General features: G+C 60.4%; 14 protein-coding genes. 5 read left to right on the top strand and 9 right to left on the bottom strand.

Features of this window, described 5'->3' with window-relative positions; genetic code table 11:
* Positions 1-68: 68 nt before the first annotated feature.
* The 5 genes from cobG (at position 69) to F475_RS27885 (ending at position 11,963) form a co-directional block, all read left to right on the top strand.
* Positions 69-1,370, top strand: coding sequence for a precorrin-3B synthase (cobG, locus tag F475_RS27905; protein ID WP_305887976.1), 1,302 nt, complete (start codon positions 69-71; stop codon positions 1,368-1,370).
* The gene (locus tag F475_RS27900; RefSeq protein WP_007937188.1) at positions 1,363-1,989 is read left to right on the top strand and encodes a precorrin-8X methylmutase; all 627 of its coding nucleotides are present in this window, start codon (positions 1,363-1,365) and stop codon (positions 1,987-1,989) included. Before cobG ends, F475_RS27900 begins: the two co-directional genes overlap by 8 nt.
* Positions 1,989-2,720, top strand: a complete 732-nt coding sequence (locus F475_RS27895; RefSeq protein WP_018928431.1) for a precorrin-2 C(20)-methyltransferase — start codon at positions 1,989-1,991, stop codon at positions 2,718-2,720. Before F475_RS27900 ends, F475_RS27895 begins: the two co-directional genes overlap by 1 nt.
* Entirely contained in the window at positions 2,720-4,420 is a 1,701-nt protein-coding gene (gene cobJ / locus F475_RS27890; protein ID WP_111455270.1) for a precorrin-3B C(17)-methyltransferase, read from the top strand. Before F475_RS27895 ends, cobJ begins: the two co-directional genes overlap by 1 nt.
* A gap of 475 nt (positions 4,421-4,895) precedes the next feature.
* On the top strand, positions 4,896-11,963 hold the full coding sequence (locus tag F475_RS27885; protein ID WP_111455269.1) for a TcdA/TcdB pore-forming domain-containing protein: 7,068 nt from the start codon (positions 4,896-4,898) through the stop codon (positions 11,961-11,963).
* A 119-nt stretch (positions 11,964-12,082) separates the two neighbouring features.
* Here F475_RS27885 and F475_RS27880 read toward each other — a convergent pair whose 3' ends face one another.
* The 9 genes from F475_RS27880 to accC form a co-directional block, all read right to left on the bottom strand.
* Positions 12,083-12,679: a MarC family protein gene (locus F475_RS27880; protein WP_018928428.1), complete on the bottom strand. Its 597-nt coding sequence runs from the start codon at positions 12,677-12,679 to the stop codon at positions 12,083-12,085.
* Positions 12,680-12,761: 82 nt separating this feature from the next.
* Entirely contained in the window at positions 12,762-15,536 is a 2,775-nt protein-coding gene (locus tag F475_RS27875; RefSeq protein WP_018928427.1) for a hybrid sensor histidine kinase/response regulator, read from the bottom strand.
* A gap of 99 nt (positions 15,537-15,635) precedes the next feature.
* Positions 15,636-16,931 (bottom strand): phosphoribosylamine--glycine ligase, encoded by a 1,296-nt coding sequence (purD, locus tag F475_RS27870; RefSeq protein WP_007937200.1) that lies wholly within the window; start codon positions 16,929-16,931, stop codon positions 15,636-15,638.
* A gap of 189 nt (positions 16,932-17,120) precedes the next feature.
* A complete protein-coding gene (gene purH, locus F475_RS27865) occupies positions 17,121-18,728 on the bottom strand; it encodes a bifunctional phosphoribosylaminoimidazolecarboxamide formyltransferase/IMP cyclohydrolase (protein WP_018928426.1) in 1,608 nt (535 codons plus the stop codon).
* A gap of 81 nt (positions 18,729-18,809) precedes the next feature.
* Positions 18,810-19,130 (bottom strand): DNA-binding transcriptional regulator Fis, encoded by a 321-nt coding sequence (fis, locus tag F475_RS27860; RefSeq protein WP_007907419.1) that lies wholly within the window; start codon positions 19,128-19,130, stop codon positions 18,810-18,812.
* Positions 19,127-20,137 (bottom strand): tRNA dihydrouridine synthase DusB, encoded by a 1,011-nt coding sequence (gene dusB / locus F475_RS27855; protein ID WP_018928425.1) that lies wholly within the window; start codon positions 20,135-20,137, stop codon positions 19,127-19,129. Before dusB ends, fis begins: the two co-directional genes overlap by 4 nt.
* A gap of 185 nt (positions 20,138-20,322) precedes the next feature.
* Positions 20,323-21,561 (bottom strand): DUF3426 domain-containing protein, encoded by a 1,239-nt coding sequence (locus F475_RS27850; RefSeq protein WP_111455268.1) that lies wholly within the window; start codon positions 21,559-21,561, stop codon positions 20,323-20,325.
* A 30-nt stretch (positions 21,562-21,591) separates the two neighbouring features.
* Positions 21,592-22,470, bottom strand: coding sequence for a 50S ribosomal protein L11 methyltransferase (gene prmA / locus F475_RS27845; protein ID WP_019582270.1), 879 nt, complete (start codon positions 22,468-22,470; stop codon positions 21,592-21,594).
* 325 nt (positions 22,471-22,795) lie between these two features.
* Positions 22,796-24,154: an acetyl-CoA carboxylase biotin carboxylase subunit gene (gene accC / locus F475_RS27835; protein ID WP_018928422.1), complete on the bottom strand. Its 1,359-nt coding sequence runs from the start codon at positions 24,152-24,154 to the stop codon at positions 22,796-22,798.
* Positions 24,155-24,167 lie beyond the last annotated feature (13 nt).

Below are 24,167 nucleotides of genomic sequence, written 5' to 3'. Positions count from 1 at the left end.
TAATACCGCGCCTTCGCCCGCGAAGCGCCTTTCCCACACAGCCGGTCGCCCCTTTGAACGAACGCCCGATGTCTACCGCCTTACGCCCCTCGGCCTGCCCGGGGTTGCTGCGTATCGTCCCGGCGCTGGATGGCGGCATCTGCCGGATCAAATTGAACGGCGGCTCGATCAGCGCGGCCCAGGCTGAAGCGGTGGCCAGCGCGGCCGAACGGTTTGCCGGGGGCGTGATCGAGGCGACCAACCGGGCCAACCTGCAGATTCGCGGGATTGGCAGTGAGCAGACGGCTTTGATCGACAGCCTGCTCGCCGCAGGGTTGGGGCCGCGTACCGCGGCGGGCGACGATGTGCGCAATCTGATGCTCAGCCCGTCTGCCGGGGTTGACCGGCGCATGCTCTTCGACACGCATGCGCTGGCGGAGCAGATCCTCACGACCCTGCAAAGCCACGAACGTTTCCACGATCTCAGCGCCAAGTTTGCCGTGCAACTCGATGGCGGCGAGGCGTTGGCGATGCTCGAACACCCGCATGATCTGTGGTTGTCTGCTGCTGAGCGAAACGGCGAGCTGTTGCTGGCGTTCGGTCTGGCGGGTTGCCCTACGGACAGGCCCGCAGGCGCGGTGTCACTCGAGCAGGGGTACGCACTGGTGGTAGCGGTGCTGGAGTTGTTTCTCGACCTGGCGCGTCCGGATCAAACACGAATGCGTCATTTGCTGGCCGAGTATCCACTCGCAGAGTTTCTCGCTCGCCTGGCCGAGCGTGTGCCCTTGAAGTCGATTGCCGATTGGCAGCGTTCACTGAACCCGGACACTCTGCACATCGGCGCTCATCCGCAACGTGAAGCCGAACACGTCTATATCGGCGCCGTCCCCCCTTTGGGGCGGCTCGATCCCGTCATGCTCAGGGGCGTGGCGCAACTGGCGTGCGAATTCGGCGACGCGAGTCTGCGTTTCACTCCATGGCAAAGTCTGTTGCTGCCCAACGTTCGAAAAGAGCGGGCGCCTGAAGTGATTAGGCGTCTGGAGCAACTGGGCCTGCTATATGACGCTGATCAGCCTGTGTCACGGTTGATCGCCTGCACCGGTTCCGCTGGCTGTGGCAAGGGCCTGGCCGATACCAAGAGCGACGCCATGCAGTTGGCCGCGCTGTTGCAACGTCACGATCAAGCAGTGCATTTGTCCGGCTGCCAGCGTTCCTGCGCCGCGGCCCATGTGGCACCGGTCACGCTGCTGGCTGTCGCCCCCGGTCACTACGACCTCTATTTTCGCGATGCAGGGCAGCCGGGTTTCGGCGCCCTGCACGCACACAACCTCACTATTGAAGCGGTCGCAGCCTTGCTCGACGCCCGCTCACGGAGCCCCCTTGATGCTTGATTACATCCGCGACGGTCAGGAGATCTATCGCAACTCCTTCGCGATCATTCGCGCCGAGGCCAACCTTGCGCGTATTCCGGCCGATCTGGAGAAACTCGCCGTGCGGGTGATCCACGCCTGCGGCATGGTCGAGGCCATCGACGGTCTGCAGTTTTCCGAAGGCGCCGGCAAGGCCGGGCGCGACGCGCTGGCGGCCGGTGCGCCGATTCTGTGCGACGCGCGGATGGTCAGCGAGGGCGTGACCCGCGCGCGTTTGCCGGCCAACAACCCGGTGATTTGCACCCTGCGCGACGACAGCGTGCCGGAGCTTGCCCGCGAGTTGGGCAATACCCGTTCCGCCGCCGCGCTGGAGCTGTGGCGCCCGCATCTGGAAGGCAGCGTGGTGGTGATCGGCAACGCACCGACCGCACTGTTTTATCTGTTGGAAATGCTCGATGCCGGCGCGCCGAAGCCGGCGCTGATCCTCGGCTTCCCGGTGGGCTTCGTCGGTGCCGCCGAATCCAAGGCGATGCTCGCGGCGGACAGCCGTGGCGTGCCTTTCGTCATCATGCAAGGCCGGCTGGGCGGTAGCGCCATGGCCGCCGCCGCCGTCAATGCCCTCGCCACGGAGATCGAATGATGCAGCAACCTGGACGTTTGATTGGCCTGGGCGTCGGCCCCGGTGATCCGGAACTGATTACCGTCAAAGCCTTGCGCCTGCTGCGCGAATCGCCAGTGGTGGCGTACTTCGTCGCCAAGGGCAAGAAGGGCAATGCATTCGGCATCATCGAAGCGCATCTGCAAGATCCACAAACCCTGCTGCCGCTGGTTTATCCGGTGACCACCGAAGCGCTGCCGGCACCGTTGTCGTATGAACAAGTGATCAGCGATTTCTACGATACGGCCGCTGAACAACTTGCCGCGCATCTGGACGCGGGCCGTGATGTGGCGGTGATCTGCGAAGGCGATCCGTTCTTCTACGGCTCCTACATGTACCTGCACGATCGACTGGCCGAGCGTTACGAAGCCGAAGTCGTGCCGGGTGTCTGCTCGATGCTCGGCGGTGCCTCGGTACTCGGTGCGCCGCTGGTGTATCGCAATCAGAGCCTGTCGGTGTTGTCCGGCGTGCTGCCCCACGAAGACCTCAAGCGTCGCCTGGCCGATGCCGATGCGGCAGTGATCATGAAACTGGGGCGTAACTTTCCCAAGGTCCGTCAGGTGCTCGAAGAACTCGGTCTGGCAGAGCGTGCTCTGTATGTGGAGCGCGCGACCATGGCCAACCAGAAAATCGTGCCGCTGGATCAGGTCGAGCCGATGTCCTCGCCGTATTTCTCGCTGATCATCGTTCCCGGCGAGCGGTGGCAAGGCTGATGACTCATTCCACCCCCGCAATCGTCATTCTCGGTCAAGGCAGTCTGGCCACTGCCCGCCGTATTCAACAGGTGTATCCGGCTGCGTTGATCCACGGCCTGGCCGGACGGGTCGAGGGCGCCGACCGCACTTATCCCGAATTCGGCGCGACCCTGCGCGAGCTGTATCAGCAGGACACGCCGATCATTGCCCTGTGCGCGGCGGGGATCGTTATTCGCACCCTGGCTGCGCTGTTGCTGGAAAAGGGCGCCGAACCGCCGGTGCTGGCCGTGGCCGAAGACGGCAGCGCGGTGGTGCCCTTGCTCGGTGGCCTCGGTGGAGTGAACGTCATGGCGCGCAAGATCGCTGCCGGTTTGCAGGTCGCCGCGGCGATCACCACCAGCGGCGAACTGCGCTTTGGCACCTGCCTGCTCAATCCGCCAAGCGGTTACGCCCTTGGCGATCTGGAACTGGGCAAGCGTTTTGTCTCTGATTTGCTCGCCGGGCACAGCGTGCGCATCGAAGGCGCGGCGCCGTGGCTGGAGCAGGCGCAGTTGGTGGAAGATCCACTGGCGCAGCGTTCGATCCATGTCGGCAGCGACGCCCGTGAGGCAAGTGCCAATGAGCTGGTGATTTATCCGCGCAGTGTTGCGGTGGCGATTGGCGCCGCCGCAGATTTGCCGAGCGCTGTTCGCGCGGCGTTACAGCAGGCGAACGTCGCGGTGCAGGCGCTGGCCTGCCTGGTAGCGGCTGACACTGCAATGGCCAGCCCGGTGTTGCATGCAGCGGCCGTTGCGCTGGGTGTGCCGCTGCGTTTTGTCGCGCCGGCGAGCGACATCGGCGCGTTGGCACGTAGCGCGGTGCCCGAGGCGACGATCATCGCAACGACAAACAATGTGGCTGTGGCCGTGACCGAACAGCCGCTGGACCTCACGCAAGTCGGCCGCCCACGTGGGCGTCTGGCCGTGATCGGCCTCGGCCCGGGCGCCGCCGAACTGATGGTTCCGGCCGTCAAGGCCGAATTGGCCCGGGCCACCGATGTGCTCGGCTACGAAACCTACGTGCGCATGGCCGGTCCCTTCCGCGCGGATCAGGTGCTGCATTGCACCGACAACCGCGAAGAAATGCAGCGTGCCCGTCACGCCTTCGAACTGGCGGCCCGGGGCCGTTCGGTGATCGTGGTGTCCTCAGGCGACCCGGGCGTGTTCGCGATGGCGGCGGCGGTGCTTGAAGCCTTGCACGAGTCGAGTGACCCGGCCTGGCACACTGTCGAGCTGGAGATCCTGCCGGGCGTCTCCGCGTCGCTCGCCACCGCTGCCCAGGCCGGTGCGCCGCTGGGGCATGACTTCTGCGTGATGTCCCTGTCGGACAATCTCAAGCCGTGGTCGATCATCGAAAAGCGTCTGGACCTGGCCGCCGAAGCGGACCTGGCCCTGGCGTTCTATAACCCGATCTCACGTTCACGGCCATGGCAGCTGGGGCGTGCGCTGGAGATCGTCGCGCAGCATCGCAAACCTGAAACGCCGGTGGTGCTGGGGCGGGATATCGGCCGACCGGGACAGACCTTACGCACGACCACCTTGGGGGCGTTGACCCCGGATCAAGTGGACATGCGCACCATGGTGCTCGTCGGCTCTTCCACTACCTGCGCATTCCCTCGCGCGGAGGGCGGCGATTGGGTGTATACGCCACGCTGGTACGGTGAAAAACCGGCGTCCTGATATCCAGCGGCCCTTCGGGGCCGCAGTCTTTTCCGTCACTTCCCAGCACTGGAATCCCAGTGGTCGGGTTGGTTTTTTCCACGTTCGAACGTGTCGTCCTTTTCAGCGGCTGTCATGGGATTTGGCGCGGTTGCCTGTGGTCTTTTTTCTGTCACTAATGTCTTGTTTTATTTATTCGGAAATATTAAATATTTTGCATCGTTGAGTGTGTGACAGGTTTATTTGAGATGGCAGTAGTTTGATGTTTGCTGGTGATGTGTTAAGTAACTTTTGGTGTCGTTAGAGTGTGTTGTTAAGTTTTTTTGTTTCTGTTTTATTGAAACTAATTGAATTTCTTCCTGTTTGAGCTTGCCTGTTTCAAAGCGTAGTTTTCAACTTCCAGATCAAAGTTTTAGATGCCCTGTTGTTTGAGTGTCTGTGCTTATTGGCTGGCCTATTCGTTGATAATTAAACCGAAACAGTAAACGGGATACGCATGCACGATATTGAGCGCCGAAACAAGGATGGTTATGTTGATTTTGTCAGTCTTTTCAAACTGGCGGATCTTGAGCGCGGATTGTCGTCGCATAAAGACAGTCCACACTACGAGGAACTATTGCGTTATTACTTTGCCTGTGTGGGGCTGCTGGAGTCGCCAAGACTGCTCGAACCGTTAGGGTTATTTAAACACACGCTGACACTGTTGCTGGGCAACAAGCGAGTCAAACGCAATCTTGATTCGCAGACGCCGGGCAATGCTGACGACACCGCGATGCAACTATCGCAGATACATGACGAAGTCGAACGGTATGAGTCGCGTCTTCGGTTCAGTGTGGAGCAGATGAACACAGTGGCGACGGAAGTTCCCAAGGTGTTGCATTTTGTCTGGCTCGGTGGCGGTCTCGGCGCCATTCAGCGCGATTACCTCAACCTATGGAAACAGGTGTTGGCCGAGCATGGCTACACCCTCAATCTCTGGTATGACAGCGATGCGCTGCTGGCTTATCAAACCAACAAACTGATTGTTGACGCCGCCAAGGCGCATGCCCTGACGCAGGTCGCAGACAAAAGTATCTCCGAAGATGAACTGGCAACCCTGTACGAGGAGCGCGCTATTGTTCTGAAGCAACAGATGTACGCACACATCAATGCGGCAGTGGCAAACGGTGAATCAGCCGATGAGGCACGGATGGATTTGCTGACTCGGGCCTACGGCCAGGATGCGGCGCAACTGCAAGCGTTGAAGGAAAGCAATCACCGCAGTGTGCAGGACATGAACGGTTTCCAATTGCGCGATCTTGATGCAGCCGAGGTGCCGTTGCAATTACAGGGCATCTACGAACAGGAAATGCGATTACGCGGCAATCTGGCGGCGGCGTCCGATGTGGTGCGTGTTGAAGTTCTGTTTGGCGAAGGTGGCATCTATGCCGATGTGGATAACCTGCCGCCGTTATCGAGAACGCTGGGCGGAGTCGATATCCACGGTTTGGGTTCCGATGCGCATTTGGGGATTTTGCAGTTATTGCTCAATGACAATCCCGAATGGATGCCTGGGCGTCGCGCATCCTCCAGTTACATCGAGACGATTCCCCCTGAGCATTTGCCGGCACTGGAGGCTTTTGTAAAAAGCCGGCCGGGCCTGAGTGAGGTATTTCAGCCACCGGCAGATCGGTTGGCCCGACCCTTTATGCTGCGAGCGGCGTCGGAAGGCAGTTCGATAACGAATGCATTTCTGATGGCGCATCCCCGCTCGACGATTCTGCAAACCGTGCTCGAGCGTTTCCGGTTCAACTATGAGGTGATTGAGGCTTCGAACCGGTTGGCCGCCCGACGAGGCGTTGCTTTGAGCGATGTTGATGCCATAGCACCGCTGGTGCAGGAAGTGGTGGAAGGAACGTATGGGCCGCTGATTGAGCTGTCGATGGAAGAGGAAATATTTGCAGGGTTTCTGATCGATGCCATTGCGACCTACTTTCGCGACGGCATTCGGCTTCAGAGCGAAGGGACTATCTACCTGACCGGCCCTGGAGCCGTGCGTGATGGCATGGCCGATTACGCAAGAGCCCACTTTACCCCCTCGGTGGCTGAGGCCGTGCGCAAGGAGGCCGCCATTGCGCGCTACACGTCGGTCAACCGCGCGACCGAAGAAGAACTGGACCATTCCTGGAAGGACAATGAAACCGACCCTGATAAATGGGTCAGTAATGAGCAGAAACGCTGGCAGGAAGGCCAATACAAGACCCGTTACAGCGGCGATATCGCGCAATTGCTCAAAGGCCCGACGATTGAGTTCGAACAGGGCTGGCCGGTGATCGAAGAGCGGCCGGTGCTGCTGACCCACGTGCTGGAGCGTTTGGTCGAAGGGCTGGGCGAGCCGTTCATGGCGGCGATGAGTCGGGGGCACACTGGCGCTATCCGCTTCGAAGATCCACTGCCGCTGAGTTTTGATGATCGCCAGGCCATCCGTAATCAGCCCCTCGAATCGCAAGCCCCTGCTTTCCTGAACGATGGGCAAAGCCACAACCCGGGTGTCGATGAAGTGCTGAGCGACATCGCCAATGGCCCCCGTCACTTCGTCGAGACAACCCCCTTGCAGAGGCTGTCGCTGGGGGTGTTGTTGGGAATGGACTCACTGCATAACCAACGCTTTGTGGAGTTCACCGGTGAGCTGGACAATCTGGCCAACAGCATGGTCGGGCAGGGCGCTTCAGGCCGTTACGCCGTCATTGAGCGGCAACTGTACAAGCGCGAGGCACCGGGATTCATCGCCAGTCTGAACAGTGATTCAGAACCGGCGCCGAGGGCGGCCGGCAGCGCACTTGAACTGAAAAAGGCTGCATTGACACAGGCGCGGACGGCGGGCCAGTGGGGGCGCCATGTGGCGCAAATCCAGCAAGTGGCGACCCTTGAACATCGCATGCAGATCGTCGAGAAGGTGGGGCAGATACTCGACGAGATCGAAGCCAGCAGCATCAAACTGGTTCCCCAGGATCTGCTACTGCGCAGCGGTGGCGAGGCGGTTGGCGGCCGGTGCTACCCGTTGGCCCTGGTGATGAGCGCGGCACTGCTGCAGGACGACGTGGCCTCCCGGCAGTTGCGTGAACGTTTCTATCTGTCCGCCATCGATCCCGAGCAAGCTGATTCGGCAACCTTCCTTCAAGCGCTGGAAGAGCTGCGGGATGTGCAATTGAACGATGTAGGGGCACCGCTTGACCGCGCGGACCTGGATCAGGTCACTGCCGCTCTCGAGCAACATGAAGGCAGCCGCGCACTGATGCTTAACTCCGACAATCATTCGATGCTGGTGGCCAAGACCGTAGAGGGCGATCACACCACTTATCATTTTTACGACCCCAACTTCGCGTTGTTCGAATTCGAGCAACCGGCCATGTTCAAGCGGGCGCTGGAATACTTTTTTCTGAAGCAAGGCATGGCACGGCATTACGCGGCCTATGGTTCGCAAGCCCGGCCGGAGTTTGACCTGATTGACCTGCATGGGGAAAAGGTGTCTGACTTGAAGCTGTCTGCCGGATTTGCCGTGGAGCAGCTACTGAAGTCCGAACCGTTGCCGGGAGCACCGCTGCGTCCGATTCGCCAGCGCCTGAACAGTGCCCGTGGGCAATCGCTGGTCAACAATTGGCATCTGGGCAGCAGTTTGCTGGAGCTCGATAGCCACTGGTGGGGACAGCAGATCGCACACGCCAGCGTCGGTTTGCAGGAGTTGCATGCGTCGGTAACGCCGCTGGTGCCGTTGTTCGAAACGCTGGAAATTACGCCCGAGGGCAAATATCGGGTGAGTCTGATCAATCCGTCAGACCCGGAACACGAGGTTCAGGTGATCAGCGGCGATCACCGTCTGTTGCGGATCAAGAATTGGCTGTCGGAACAGTTTTCGACCCTGGCGCGTAAACCGGCCGGGACGGGCGGTGTCGTGGATCCGACCGAGATCGGCAGTGTTCACACCCTCAACGCAGGGTTCGCCATTCAGGCGTTGATGAACGCGTTGCGTGGCCGGGAAGGGGAGGGTCGGACATTGACCACCGCCGTGCGCCTGCACGCTTACGTCAACTATGCCCAGTTGGTGCATGGCACCGTCGTGGATGTGGTTGGCCTGGTGCAGTTGGTTCGCACCGCGTTGAGAGAAGAGAAAATCATCGCTCGTACTTGCGCTCCGGTCGTCGGCGAAGCTTTGGGGCATGCAGCCGGTGAAGGTGTCGGCGCCGTATTGGGGCTGGCCAACGTCGGCTTTGATATTTATCAGCTGTCGACGGCGCAAAACGAAGTCGAGAAGGCCCAGTTCGGTACTCAATTGACATTCGATACTGCCAGCCTGGCGCTCACGGCAGGCGGTATCGGTGCAGGACTGGCCGGCGCATCGACCGCCGCTGCGGTGCTCGGTGGCGCCGGGGTGATTCTTGGTGGCTTGGCCATTGGTGTTGCTGCACTGGCCCAAGGGTTTGCCAGCATCTTGCGAGACGCCGAGGAGGTCGGCAAGTTCTTCGACGACATGGATCGGGGGTATCGCTCGCACGGCTACCGGTTCGATCACACCGTTGGTGCCTGGGTCGTGCGGCCTTCGCTGATCGTCCAGCGCATAGATCTGGGAGCTGGCAAGTTGCTGCTCGACAGCCCGAAGCTGTTTCCACTGCACGATCACTTTGGAGTGCCGGGTTTCGATGTTGATTACACGCGGGCGATCAATATCCGCCAGGAATTGAACCTGCCCGGTCAAAAAGAATTTGCACCGCCCACAGGGCAAGCCATTGTGCTGCCATGCACACCGCAAACCTTTTACGGCTATGAGTACAAGGCGCTGCCGTTCGCCTCCGCATTTCACGACCCTGGTTTTGACACGGCCCGGCGCCTTGAAAAAAAGCAAGCGGATGGTCAGCGGCTATTTCTGTTTACGTTCTATTCCTTTCCGTCGCATTACATCCTCCACCGCCTGAATCCGGTGTATCGCGAAACAGTCATCGAGGTGCAACTGGATGCGGTGGATCGTTCACTGGTGGTCCCCGTTTTGCCGGATGTCTGGCACGGCAAGTTGTCGTATGAGCTGACAGGCGCTGGGGGGAGCTGTTCATTGATGCTCAATCCCGGTGCAAGTATCCGTCTTGTCTCTCCCAGCCTGAAGCAATGCCACTGGGTGTTGCAGGCAAGCTGGGCGAGTGAAAGTGATATCCGCATCGAGCCTTACGGCGAACTGTACATCGGTACTGTCCACGTGAAAATTGCCGGCAAAGGTCGTCATGAGGTGCTGATCCAGGTGGCGGATAAACAGTTGTTCAGCGTTGACCCTGGCAAACGCCAATTGGACATTCTCCAGCAGACAGCGCCTGAAGGACTCGATGAACAGGCATTGCTGGCGCACTACAAAGGCCTCGCGCAGGAGCATCGACTGGTATTGCCGTACACGCAGATCCATCGTTACCTGATTCCGTACGAGGCGCCGGACGAGCCCCGTTACACCAATGCCTGGTATGACTGCGCTGAAGATCGTTTCCTGTATATCCGCAACGAGACCGTCCTTGAGGCCGACGAGGCGCAGCTGTCGATGGTGGTCGAGGGTTCTGCTTATTTCTACCAACCGGAGGGCCACCAGATCTGGCAAGTCGATGCCGCCACAGGCTTGCTCAAGAATCGCTATCGCTTACTGCTAGAGGACAGCAAAGGCTCCATTCGCAGTATCGAAGCGGATGCTCATGGTGTGATTCATGTCGTGCAGGAGTACGTCACGGGCAATCAGGCCGCCAGGCAGTACCGTTACCTGATTCATGAAGGTCGATTGCTGTTGAGTTCCGTGACTCACGATATGGCGCGGGAACTGCAGGCGTTGGTGTTTGCCAGCGAAACGCTGGCCGACTGGTCATCGGTGTTCGGCAAGTATGTGTCTTTCAATCCTGTTCCTGAGCGGGACGGCTTCACAACGGTCGACTGGCAGCCGGCGCCTTACGTTTCGATCTGTTGGAAGTTTGACCCGGATCGGCGAGACATGGCGTGGGTTCGCAGTCGCGATCAGTTGCTCATTCATCCGCTGCCCCGACCTCAACACACGCGTGGCTGGGCCGATTCGATCAAGCACCTGAACGATCTGATGCTGTTGCCGATGGCCGACGACAGCGACATATTCTTCATTTACGACCGGCTCGCCCAGACCCTTTGCCGACTGCAACGGACCGTGACGGAGGGCAAAGGACAGTGGGGCCACCAATGGGTGCAGCCCGCCGGTCTCAAGCAGGTCGTGGCCGTCGAGAGCGGCTATGTGGCACTCGATGAGGAGGGGCTGTTTTTCAACCTGACCGCGCAAGGCGAGGTGCAGCTGGGCGGCCTGAGCGAGCAGTGGCTCAACGGCCGCGCCCAGTGGTGGCAGGCGCTGGAGCCGATTGCCGAGCGGTACCCAGGCAAAAATATTGCCATTGTCGGCCTGCGCAATTTCGCCGATAACGGCAACGTGGGTGCCTGGTATGTGAGTAACCGCCTGGTGCTGTGCGATCCGGGACTCGACAAGGAAATTCGCCTGCTTGGCATTACCCCGGACAATCAGGCGATCTGGCTGTTCGATCTGTCCAGCGGTGAAATCTGGAATCAGACGTTCATCGATCCGCAGCAACTTGATCAGGCATTCGGCACGGGCTCGCGATTGTTACTGGGCGACAGGTTGCCGGCTCATCAACCAGAGTGGGCGGATTGGCGTTTTGCCGACGTGACCATCGAGGGCGCCGGCTTGCGTGGGACAACCGTTGACGGCGTACTGCTCGAACTCCGCCATCAAGAGGTGGAGATCATCACTGGCGTCAGCCACGACTGGGTGAGCGCCCATGGCGAACACTTGATCGAAAGTCTCCAGGCGTTACTGGAAACGACGGAACATGCCGAATTTGTATCTGTGGAGTCCGAACCCGGCAGCTTGCAGTGGTATGCCGTCCAAAGCGCCCGGTTGATCCGGATTACCGGTAAAGATCTGCCCGCAGATTATTCGCTGCTGGGTACTCAAGGCCAGGTCAATGTGTTGCTGCATGAGGCCCGGGAAGGACGGGTGCGTGTGTATCCGGACAGGCGAAGCATCGGGCCGTTCGATTATGTCCAGCGCAACGCCGAAGTGCTGGTTGTCGAAGGAGAAAAGACCCTGGGTGATCTCCTGCCGCTGATTCCCGATGACGTCAATACGTTGATTCTGCGATTGGGGCAGGGTGCCGTGACTTATCACCTGACGAAGGCTGTCTGGCTGAGGCTCGACTCAGTCATCGTCGACTGCCGGCACGCACTGGGTGAAGTGCCGGCCATTCCAGGCAAATTGATCTGGGCCTTCGATGATCCGCAAAGATTGCTGTTCGAGATTGTTCAGGAACATCTGGTCATCGTTGACCCGGACAGTGAGCACAGTTTGATCTTCCGTGATGTGTGTTCCGTCGACCCGGCATTGCGCGGTGATGTGTTCCTAGCGTTTGAAAAGCTGCAATCCCATCCGGTATCGATGTTCGTGGCGCGGTTGCGCGACAGGAAAGAAAAAAACGGCAGTGCAACGCTGCAGGAGTTGTTGGCGGACCCGGCAGTCGCAGGATAAGCAGCGACTGGCGCCGGGTTCATGAAAAAAGGCCGCGAACGATTCCGTTCGCGGCCTTTGACATGATGGGGTCGGTGTGGCGATCACCACGTTCACGGGATGACGGAGTTGTTCGCCTATCAGGGCACCAGATAGCCTTTTACGCCGGTAAAGATGATCTGTGCTGCCAGCGCACAGACAAAAAGTCCCATCAAGCGACTGACGATCTGCAGGCCCTGATCGCCAAGAATCCGCTCGATACGGTTCGACAAGTAAAGCACCACCCCCACCGTGAAACTGGCCAGGGCAATGCTGAGGATCGCGGTGAGTTTGTCGTCCCAGTGCGGTTGGCTGACACCCATCACCAACAGCGCACCGATGGTGCCCGGGCCGACGGTCAGGGGGATGGTCAGCGGGACGATGGTCACGTCTTGCTGCACGTTGTCGGTTTGCACCACCGACTTACCCTGGGCCATGCCCAGCGCCGAGATGAATAGCACGCTGCCGGCGCCGATGCGAAATGCATCCACGGTAATGCCGAACACGTCAAATATCACCCTCCCGAACAGGTACAGCAAGACGCTGGAAACCAGTGTGGCAATTGCCACTTTCCAGGCCAGGCGACGTTGTTCCTTGCGCGAATAACCGCGGCTCAGACTGATGAAACAGGACAACACGAAGAACGGGCTGTAGAGCACCAGCATCTTCAGATAAACGCTGAATAACACGTGGAGCATAATGTCGGCTCGCGGCAGGAGATTGTTGGAGCGGAGTCTATCAGCCGGTTTAGAAAGTTGTCGGCGCGCGACGGGAGATTGCTCAGAACGTCGAAGCCGTACGATTCTGATGATCGCGCTGGGCAACCCAATGCTCGATCAGGTCGCGCAACTGCGACAGCTCGACCGGTTTGGCCATGTGCCCGTCCATGCCGGCCTGACGCGCGCGCTCTTTGTGCTCGGCGAGGATGTGCGCGGTCAACGCCACCACGGGGGTGCGAATCCGCTGGTTGCCGACTTCCCAGGCACGCAATTGCTGGGTGGCGGAGAAGCCGTCAAGGATTGGCATTTCGCAGTCCATCAGCACCAGGTCGTAACGCTGGGCCTTCATTGCCACCAAGGCTTCTTCGCCATTGCTGGCGGTATCCGGTTGCAGGTTGAGCTTGCCCAGCATGCCGCGGATGACCTTGGTCGAGATGCTGTTGTCTTCGGCCACCAGGATGCGGAAGTCGCTGGGCACCTTGACCGGAAGGGTAGGGCCGGTGGGCAGGTGCTGCGAGGTCGCCGGGCCGTTGTTGCGCTGGTTCAGTTCGTCCGCCAGGGTGGTCTTGAGGGTGTAGCCGGCCACTGGCTTGGCGAGGATGCGCTTGATCCCGGAGTTGCGCGCGATGATCTTGCTCGGCGCGTTGCTGATGCCGGTGAGCATGATCAGCAGAATGTCGTGGTTCAGGCTCGGGTCTTCCTTGATCTTGGCGGCCAGTTGCATGCCGGTCATACCGGGCATGTTCTGGTCCAGCAGGACCACGTCGAAATAATCGCGCAGGTGGGCCTTGGTGCGCAGCAGCGCCAGGGCCTCCTTGCCGGACGGTACGGCGCTGACGTTCAGGCCCCAGGCGCTGCACTGCTGCACCAGCACCTTGCGACAGGTGTCGTTGTCGTCCACGACCAGTACGCGTGCGCCTTGCAACGGACTGTCCAGGTCCGAGGTCGGATGCTCGAGACGGTCCGGGTCCAGTGGCAGGGTCAGCCACAATGTGCTGCCTTGGTTGGCGCCGCTCTTGATGCCGAATTCGCCCTGCATCAAACGGATCAGCTGACGGGCAATCACCAGCCCCAGATTGCCCCCCAGGCTGGTGGCCGAGAGGAAATGCTTGCTGTGCAGCTCGGCGTGCATCAGTGCGTCGCGTTCTTCAGCCTCCATCGGCTGGCCGCTGTCCTGCACGGCGATGCGCAGCCGCGGTTTGGCGCTGCGTTCATCCAGGGCGACAACGATCAGAATCTCGCCTTCGTCGGTTTTCTTCAGGGCGTTTTCCAGCAGGCTCAGCAGGGTCTGGCGCAGGCGCGTCGGATCGCCGCTGATGACGCGCGGTACCTGTGGCTGGATAAAGCTGATCAGCTCGATGTTCTGTTGTTCGGCCTTGGCGCGGAAGATGCTCAGGCAGTCTTCGATCAGGGCATTGAGGTCGAACTGCACATCGTCCAGCTCGATCTGTCCGGACTCGAGCTTGGAGATGTCGAGAATTTCGTTGATCAGTGTCAGCAGTTCGTTGCCGGCGCTATGGATGGTTTGCACATAGTCGCGCTGCTTGACCGACAGCGGTGTGCCCAGCAGCAGTTCGGTCATGCCCAGCACACCATTCATCGGGGTGCGGATTTCGTGGCTGATTTTCGCCAGGAATTCAGCTTTGGCGTTTATTTCGGCATTGCTGGCAGCCAGGTCGCGACTGACGCTGAAACGGTCTTCGGTGATGCTACGCTGTCGCTCGCCCAGGGCCACACTCATCAACAGGCCACTGATACAGATAAACACCAGCAGGGTGATGATCAGGCCTTGCGGGGCGACAAGGGTCAGCCCCTGCAGCGCCGGCAGGATAATCAACGTGCCAAGGTTGAACACCACCATGGCCGCCACGAACAGGCGAGCCGGGCGATAACCTTTTTGCCAGTGATGGGCGCTGACGAACAACATGCTCAGGCCGGCCAGGGCAACCAGTGCGTACGTGATCAGGTTCAGCGGCAGGGTGTTGACGAACAACAGCAGCAGGCCGCAGGCCACGATGAACAGGATGTCCCCCAGCAGCAGCTTGTTCAGCGGGTGCGGGCCGAGCGGGGCGAAAAAACGGTAGGCGAACATCAGGCCGCAAGGTGCGGTCAGCAGCAAGGCAAGATAGGCACCGGGTGTTTGTACGACGGACCAGTTCGGCAACCATGGTCGGGCCAGGTTCAGCAGCAGCACCAGGCTGAGCAGCAACAACCCTTCGCACGCTGCCAGCCAGAGGCTGCTGCGCGAGCGGGTGTAGGTGTAGCGGGTCAGGTTATGCAGGATCAGCATCCCGAGACAGCCAAAGAGCAGACCGTAGATCAATGTCTGGTTCTGAGTGGCTGCGCTCATGACCGCCGATTGCAGGGTGATGTAAGGCCGAAACTGGTGTTCGGAGACCAGTCGCATATAGACGTCGAGGGTTTTGTCGCTTTGCGGCAGCGGTAACATGAAGTCGTTGCCGGGCAGGGGGCGCTCAGCCTGAGGCTGCCCGGTGCCGGTATTCAATTGATCGATCAGCTGGTCGCCATCGAGCACATACAGATTGAGGTGCGACAGGTCGGGAGCGAACACCCTCAGCAACTGTTCGTGTTTGCCGGGTGCCAGCCTGAAACGCAGCCACAGCGCACCGTCAGGCCCGGCTGCGGTGAGGCGGTCGAGTTCAACGGGGCTGAATTGATTGGTGTAGCGGCCGGAGCGGATGTCGCTCAGCTGCAGATCGCCCTGTTCGTCGAGCAATACCGCCCAGCCACTGCCTTGCGAGGCCTGGGCCGGGAGCATGCAGAGCAAGGTCAGCAGAGTGACGGTGAAGCCTATGGCAATCCTGAGCCAGCGCACGGCGAAATCCCTTCGTAGGTTGATGCCAGAATATAACTATGCGCGGCGCCGGAATAGTCCGGCAAGGGCTGCAAGCCCTTGCCTGGCCGAATGGATGGCTTATTCCTGATTTTCGCCACGCTCGCGGGCAATGGCACGGTAGCCAATGTCCTTACGATAGAAGCAGCCTTCCCAGTCGATTTTAGCCGCCAGTTTGTAAGCCTGCTGCTGGGCTGCGTCGACGCTGGTGCCCATGGCGGTTGCGCACAGTACCCGACCACCGGCCGTCACCACCTGACCGTCCTTGAGTGCAGTGCCGGCGTGGAAGACTTTGCCTTCCAGTGCCGCGGCTGCATCCAGACCGTTGATGGCAACGCCTTTGGCGTAGTCACCCGGGTAACCGCCAGCGGCCAATACGATACCGACGCTCGGACGTGGATCCCACTGTGCTTCGACCTTGTCCAGCGCTTGCGCCAGGGCCGCTTCGACCAGCAACACCAGGCTCGACTGCAAACGCAGCATCACCGGTTGGGTCTCAGGATCGCCGAAACGGCAGTTGAACTCGATAACTTTTGGGTTACCAGCCTTGTCGATCATCAAGCCGGCATAGAGGAAACCGGTGTAAACATTGCCTTCCTCGGCCATGCCGCGCACGGTTGGCCAGATCACCAGGTCCATGACCCGCTGATGGACTTCGGCGGTGACGACCGGTGCCGGGGAGTAGGCGCCCATGCCGCCGGTGTTCGGACCGGTGTCGCCGTCGCCGACGCGTTTGTGGTCCTGGCTGGTGGCCATCGGCAGCACGTTCTTGCCGTCGACCATGACGATGAAGCTGGCTTCTTCGCCGTCCAGGAACTCCTCGATGACCACGCGGGAGCCGGCATCGCCAAACGCGTTGCCAGCGAGCATGTCGCGCACCGCGTCTTCAGCTTCAGCCAATGTCATGGCCACGATCACGCCTTTGCCGGCGGCCAGGCCATCGGCCTTGATCACGATCGGTGCGCCTTTTTCACGCAGATAAGCCAGGGCCGGCTCGATCTCGGTGAAGTTCTGGTAGTCGGCGGTCGGGATCTTGTGACGCGCCAGGAAATCCTTGGTAAAGGCTTTCGAACCTTCCAGTTGCGCGGCACCTGCGGTCGGGCCGAAGCAATCCAGGCCACGGGAGCGGAACAGGTCGACAACGCCTGCAACCAGCGGCACTTCCGGGCCGACGATGGTGAGGGAAACGTTTTTCTCCGCGAAATCTGCAAGCTGCTCGAGGGCCAGCACGTCGATGGCGACGTTCTCGCACTTGGCTTCAATGGCGGTGCCTGCGTTGCCCGGGGCAACGAACACTTTCTGCACGCGCGGATCCTGAGCCACTTTCCAGGCCAGGGCGTGTTCACGGCCACCACTGCCAATGATCAAAACATTCATTTCAAAAACCTCGGATGACGCTAATTCTGTTTTGGAACCTAAAGCGCTTCACGCCGTAGGAGGTCGCAATGAAGCCGGTAGATGCAAGGCGGAGTCGACCTCGATGAGCGGAGTTGCCTTTTGGCAATGAGCATCATCGAGGTCGGTTCCAACGCAGCAGATACCGGGTTCAGTGCGGCCGTTGTCTTATTAGTGACGGAAGTGGCGCATGCCGGTGAAGACCATGGCGATGCCGGCTTCATCAGCTGCCGCAATCACTTCGTTATCACGCATCGAGCCACCTGGCTGGATCACCGCAGTGATACCGACCTTGGCTGCGTTGTCGATGCCGTCGCGGAACGGGAAGAACGCATCCGACGCCATGACCGCGCCCTGCACTTGCAAGCCGGCATGTTCAGCCTTGATCGCGGCGATACGCGCGGAGTTCACGCGGCTCATCTGGCCGGCGCCGACACCGATGGTCTGACGGTTCTTGGCGTAGACGATGGCGTTGGACTTGACGTACTTGGCGACTTTCCAGGCGAAGATCAGGTCGTTGATTTCCTGCTCGGTTGGCGCGCGCTTGGTCACCACTTTCAGATCTTCGCTGCCGATCATACCGATGTCGCGGCTCTGTACCAGCAAACCGCCGTTGACGCGTTTGTAGTCCCAGGCTGGAACGCGGTCAGCCGACCACTCACCGCAGGCCAGCAGGCGTACGTTGGCTTTGGCGGCCACGATGGCGCGGGCTTCTGCGCTGACGGATGGGGCGATGATCACTTCGACGAACTGACGCTCGACGATGGCCTTGGCGGTTTCAGCATCCAGCTCGCGGTTGAACGCGATGATGCCGCCGAACGCCGACTCGGTGTCGGTGGCGTAGGCCAGCTCGTAGGCTTGACGGATGCCGCCTTCGGCGTCCGGGCTCACGGCCACGCCGCACGGGTTGGCGTGCTTGACGATCACGCAGGCCGGCTTGACGAAGCTCTTCACGCATTCCAGCGCGGCGTCGGTGTCGGCCACGTTGTTGTACGACAGCTCTTTGCCTTGCAGTTGGGTCGCGGTGGCGATGCCGACTTCGGCAGGCTTGGCTTCAACGTAGAACGCCGCGCTCTGGTGCGGGTTCTCGCCGTAGCGCATTTCCTGAGCCTTGATGAACTGGCTGTTGAAGGTGCGCGGGAATTCGCTGCGGCCGGAGGTCGAGAGGGTTTCAGCCGCCTGGTTCACGGTGCCCATGTAGTTGGCGATCATGCCGTCGTAGGCGGCGGTGTGTTCGAAGGCCTTGAGCATCAGGTCGAAACGCTGAGCGTAGGTCAGGCCGCCGGCCTTGAGGCTTTCCAGAACGTTGGCGTAATCGCTGGCATTCACCACGATGGCCACGTCTTTGTGGTTTTTTGCCGCCGAACGGACCATGGTCGGGCCGCCGATGTCGATGTTCTCGATGGCAGTCGGCAGGTCGCAGCCTGGCTTGTTGATGGTGGCTTCGAACGGGTACAGGTTGACCGCTACCAGATCGATCGGCTTGATGCCGTGCTCGCTCATGATGGCGTCGTCGATACCGCGACGACCAAGGATCCCGCCGTGGATTTTCGGGTGCAGGGTTTTCACCCGACCGTCCATCATTTCTGCGAAACCGGTGTAATCCGCGACTTCCACTGCGGCAACACCATTGTCGCGCAGCAGCTTGAACGTCCCGCCGGTGGAGAGGATCTCTACGCCCAGGGCTTCGAGCTCTTTGGCGAATTCAAGGATCCCGGTCTTGTCGGAAACGCTGATCAAGGCGCGGCGGATCGGCAGGCGGGTAGTCTGGTCGGTCATCTCAATTTCCATCAAAAGCAAAGGAGTCAGCAAAAAAGGCGACCGGTTTTACGTGGGCGCCTTTCTGGTTTGATTGAATGCTTACAGCAAATCGTACTGCTTGAGTTTCTTGCGCAGGGTGCCCCGGTTCAGTCCGAGCAGCTCACTGGCCTTGGTCTGGTTGCCCTTGACGTAGTTCATCACGCATTCGAGCAGGGGGGCCTCGACTTCGGAGAGCACCAGGTTGTACACATCCGTGACGGCAGCGCCCTCAAGGTGGGCGAAATAATTGTGCAGCGCCTTCTCGACACTCCCGCGAAGGGTCTGACCTTCTTCGCTCGGGGTATTGAGGTGCTGTTTCAAATTCACGTTGTCGCTCACGGGTGTTGTTCCACTCACTAAAGTCTCGGTCATCATCGTCATGCGGCCACCCCTTCTCCGTCCCCTGTCAGGCTCTTGTAACGTTCGGCGAAGAAGCCTCGAACGTAGGCGCATTGTGCTTCCGTATCTTCCAAACGATTGAAGTGGGCGCGAAACTCCCTGGCGCCCGGCAAGGTTGCGAGATACCAGCCCACATGCTTGCGAGCTATGCGCACGCCCATGACGTCGCCATAGAAGGCATGCAGCGCGGCCAGATGCTCAAGCAGAATACATTCCACCTCGATCAGTTCCGGTGCCGGGAGTTTTTCGCCGGTACGCAGATAATGGTCGATCTCACGAAAAATCCATGGCTGCCCCTGGGCAGCCCGACCCACCAACAGGCCATCGGCACCGGTCGCGTCGAGCACGTACCGGGCTTTCTCGGGCGAATCGATATCGCCATTGGCGAAGACCGGAATCGACACCGCCTGCTTGATCGCGGCAATGGTGTCGTACTCGGCTTCCCCGGTGTACAGGTCGGCACGCGTGCGGCCATGTACGGCCAACGCCGTGATGCCTGCCTGTTCGGCGATCTTCGCCACCGTCAGACCGTTCTTGTTCGCCCGGTCCCAGCCGGTGCGGATCTTCAGGGTGACCGGCACATCGACCGCAGCCACCACGGCCTGCAGGATCTCGGTCACCAATGCTTCATCTTTCAACAGTGCGGAACCGGCGGCCTTGTTGCAGACCTTCTTCGCCGGACAGCCCATGTTGATGTCAATAATCTGCGCGCCCAGTTCGACGTTGGCTCGGGCCGCATCCGCCAGCATCTGCGCATCTCCGCCGGCGATCTGTACCGAGCGGGGCTCGGGATCGCCTTCGTGGATCATGCGCATCCGCGATTTGCGGGTGTTCCACAAGCTCATGTCGCTGGTGACCATTTCCGAGACTACAAGTCCAGCGCCCAATCGTTTGCACAGCTGACGAAAGGGCTGGTCGGTGACGCCCGCCATGGGGGCGAGGATCAAGCCGTTGTGCAATGTATATGGACCGATGCGTACCGCCGACATAGGACTTCCCTGTTGTGGGGCCGGATCATGAGAGTTCGAAAAAGGGTTGGCATGATACCCGCTCTCGATGACTGGATAAAGGCTGAATTGAACAAAATCTGAACAACTAATTCGTTATCGCCAGCGGTTTGGTTTGAACGGTCAAAGTCAGGAAACCGCCGTCAAGCCTGCAACGCTTGAGTGTTTCACTCGGGCGAATGGAAGCTCAGGCTGTAGTTCACCGCTTTGGGGCCTGGGTCGAGAATGTCCAGTGCGATGTGGATCGGCGTTTGCGGCGGCATTTCGGCCATGCCTTCGAGATCGCCGTTGAGGTACTCGCCGGGCTTGAAGCGGCGGCTGGCGATCAGGTGGCCGTTGAGGTCGGCAAAACGCAGCTCCAGCAGCGGGAACGGCTGGGAGAAGGGCGCACGGTTATAAATGATGGCATCGACCACCAGCGCTCCGTTGAAGTCCGGGTGGCTGCGGACCACCAGATTGCTGCTTTTGACTTTCGCGATGTCGACCTTGGACGGCACTGTGCAGCCGATGTGCGGGCACAGTTGCTGGAACCACGGACGATACTGGTCCTGGCGCGCCAGTTCGTCGAAGTGGTAGGCGACGTATTGGCCAACGAGGCCGGCGGCACCGATCAGGATCAGCAGCAGCCAGAAAAAGCGCCGACCCCAGGGGGAGCGGCGTTTTTGCCAATCCAGTTGCAACGGATCGTCGGTCAGGTCCTGCAGCACTTCAGCGCGCATGGCCGGTTCGCTGCGTTCGCGTCGCTTGCGCAGGGGCTCGACGGAGGGCAGGTCATCTTCGATCTCATCGTCATCGGTTTTCGCCGACAGGCTGCCAAAAGGGATCGGGGCGTCGAGCGGGTCGTGCAGGCGCAGCTGCTGTATCTCGGGCTCATCGTCCAGCGGCACGGGCTCCATGGACAGCGAAGGCTCGGTGCGCGAGTGTTTGCCTGGCTCGATCGTCGGTTCGACCATCGGTGATGGCGTCTGCACGTCGGCGGCTTGCGCACGATCGGCGGCCGACTCACTGAAGAGACTGTCGGGCCAAGGGGCTTCGTCGTGTTCGGTGCTGTCGCGACGAGCACTGAGGCTGTCTTCGCGGGGGTGACCGAACTCCGTCGTCGGCTGGATTTCCCGCTGTTCGAGCCGGGCGAGCTCTTCGTCCAGGTCCAGGCTGTCCAGGTCCATCTCGGCCGCGGTCCATTGCTTTTGGCTGATGGCCCGCTGCACGGGCGGTTCTACGGGCGCCGATGCAGCCGGTTTTACCGCTTCCTTGCCGGCCCGTTGCTCAAGCAACTGCCTGGCGGCGTTGAACACCTGCAAGCACGAGCCGCAACGAACCACCCCACGGGCCACGCTCAACTGAGCGTGGCTGACGCGGAAGCTGGTTTGGCAATGCGGGCATTGGGTGACGAAGCTATCGGTCATGCGGCAATCCGGTTTATGCAGGCGCTCATTCTAGCGCCGACGGCCAGTGATGCGTACCCAGCCGTCGCGATTGGCGATCGGATCCAGATCGAAGTCCCGGGCATAGGCAGCGGCAACCTCTTCGCCCTGTTCGGCGAGGATGCCCGACAGTGCCAGGCGACCGCCGGGCTTGACCAGGCTGGACAGTTGCGGCGCCAGGGAAACCAGCGGGCCGGCGAGGATATTGGCGACCAGTACGTCGGCTTGAACCTGCGGCAAATCTTCCGGCAGATAGAGCGGGAACAGCTCGTCGGCAATGTTGTTGCGTCCGGCGTTGTCGCGGGAGGCCTCCAGGGCTTGCACATCGATATCGGTGCCGACGGCTTGTTTGGCGCCCAGCAACAGGGCGGCAATCGCCAGAATCCCCGAGCCGCAGCCGAAATCCAGCACGTTGCAGTCTTTCAGGTCCTGGCCATCGAGCCATTCCAGGCACAGCGCGGTGGTCGGGTGAGTGCCGGTGCCGAACGCCAGGCCCGGGTCCAGCAGCAGGTTCACCGCGTCAGGCTCAGGGGCGGCGTGCCAGCTCGGGACAATCCACAGGCGCTGGCCGAAGCGCATCGGCTGGAAGCCATCCATCCAGCTGCGTTCCCAGTCCTGGTCTTCGATCACTTCGCTGTGATGCTCGGGCAGCGGGCTGCCGGTCAGCAACTCCAGGTGGGCCAGCACGCTGGCGGCGTCAGTGCCGCCTTCGAACAAGGCCAGCAGGTGTGTGTGCGACCACAGCGGGGTGGTGTTGAGTTCCGGCTCGAAGATCGGCTGATCTTCGGCGTCCATGAAGGTCACCGATACGGCGCCCACTTCAAGGAAAGCGTCTTCGTAGGTTTCGGCTTGTTCTGGGCTGATGGCGAGACGGACTTGCAGCCAAGGCATGGCGGGCACCTTTGAAAAATATAGATTGCAGCCTAGCGGGCTGCGAGAAGCGCGCAAGTTTACGCGAGCGCGCGGCAGAAGACGACCGGGTTGCCATCCAATAGCGGAGACGTCGGTCTCTGTGGCGAGGGAGCTTGCTCCCGCTGGAGCGCGAAGCGGTCCCAAAATGGCAGATACGGCTCTGTCTGACACAACTCGGATGAATGGTCTTGCGGCTGCTGCGCAACCGAGCGGGAGCAAGCTCCCTCGCCACAAGGTTTCCGGGCGGCATCTCCAGAAACAACAAAGCCGCCCGAAGGCGGCCTTGTCATGTTCCGGCTGAAGCTTAGTGCTTCTCGCCAGCCAGCTTGTGCTCGAGGTAGTGAATGTTCACCCCCCCTTTGCAGAAGCCTTCGTCACGGGTCAGATCACGGTGCAGCGGGATGTTGGTCTTGATCCCGTCGACAACGATCTCGTCCAGCGCATTACGCATGCGCGCCATGGCTTCGTCACGGGTTGCGCCGTAGGTGATCAGCTTGCCGATCAACGAGTCGTAGTTCGGCGGAACGGCATAGCCACTGTACAGGTGCGAATCGACGCGAACGCCGTTGCCGCCTGGTGCGTGGAAATGCTTGACCGTGCCTGGGCTCGGCATGAACGTTTTCGGGTCTTCGGCGTTGATCCGGCATTCCAGCGCGTGACCGCGGATGACCACGTCATCCTGGGTGAACGACAGCTTGTTGCCGGCGGCGATGCTGAGCATCTCCTTGACGATGTCGATGCCGGTGACCATTTCCGATACCGGGTGCTCTACCTGGACACGAGTGTTCATCTCGATGAAGTAGAAGCGGCCATTCTCGTACAGGAACTCGAAAGTGCCGGCGCCACGGTAGCCGATGTCGATGCAAGCCTTGACGCAACGGGCGAGGACTTCCTCGCGCGCGTTCTCGTCGATGCCCGGTGCCGGCGCTTCTTCGAGAACCTTCTGGTGACGACGTTGCAGCGAGCAGTCGCGGTCGCCCAGATGGATGGCGTGGCCCTGACCGTCGGAAAGCACCTGAACTTCCACGTGACGTGGGTTGGTCAGGAATTTTTCCAGATAGACCATCGGGTTGCCGAACGCTGCGCCCGCTTCGGAGCGGGTCAGTTTCGCCGAGGAGATCAGGTCTTCTTCTTTGTGCACCACGCGCATGCCACGACCACCACCGCCGCCAGCGGCTTTGATGATCACCGGATAACCGACTTCGCGACCAATGCGCAGAGCGGTTTCTTCGTCTTCAGGCAGTGGGCCGTCGGAGCCCGGAACGGTTGGAACGCCAGCGGCGATCATGGCGTGCTTGGCCGATACCTTGTCGCCCATCAGGCGGATGGTATCGGCTTTCGGGCCAATGAACGCGAAACCGGAGTTCTCGACCTGTTCGGCAAAGTCGGCGTTTTCCGCAAGGAAGCCGTAGCCTGGGTGAATGGCGGTAGCGCCGGTCACTTCAGCAGCGGCGATGATGGCCGGAATGTGCAGGTAGGAGTGAGCGGCGGAGGCCGGACCGATGCAGACGGATTCGTCTGCCAGGCCCAGGTGCATCAGCTCTTTGTCGGCCTTGGAGTAAACGGCGACGGTCTTGATGCCCATTTCCTTGCAGGCACGCAGAATCCGCAGGGCGATCTCACCGCGGTTGGCGATCAGAACTTTTTCCAACTTCGCAGTCATCAAAGGCTCTCCG

Origin of the sequence: Pseudomonas sp. URMO17WK12:I6, assembly GCF_003253625.1 — a bacterium.
Taxonomy (GTDB): Bacteria; Pseudomonadota; Gammaproteobacteria; order Pseudomonadales; family Pseudomonadaceae; genus Aquipseudomonas.
Note: the sequence above shows the minus strand (reverse complement) of the source record. Positions and strands in the feature narration are given on the sequence as shown.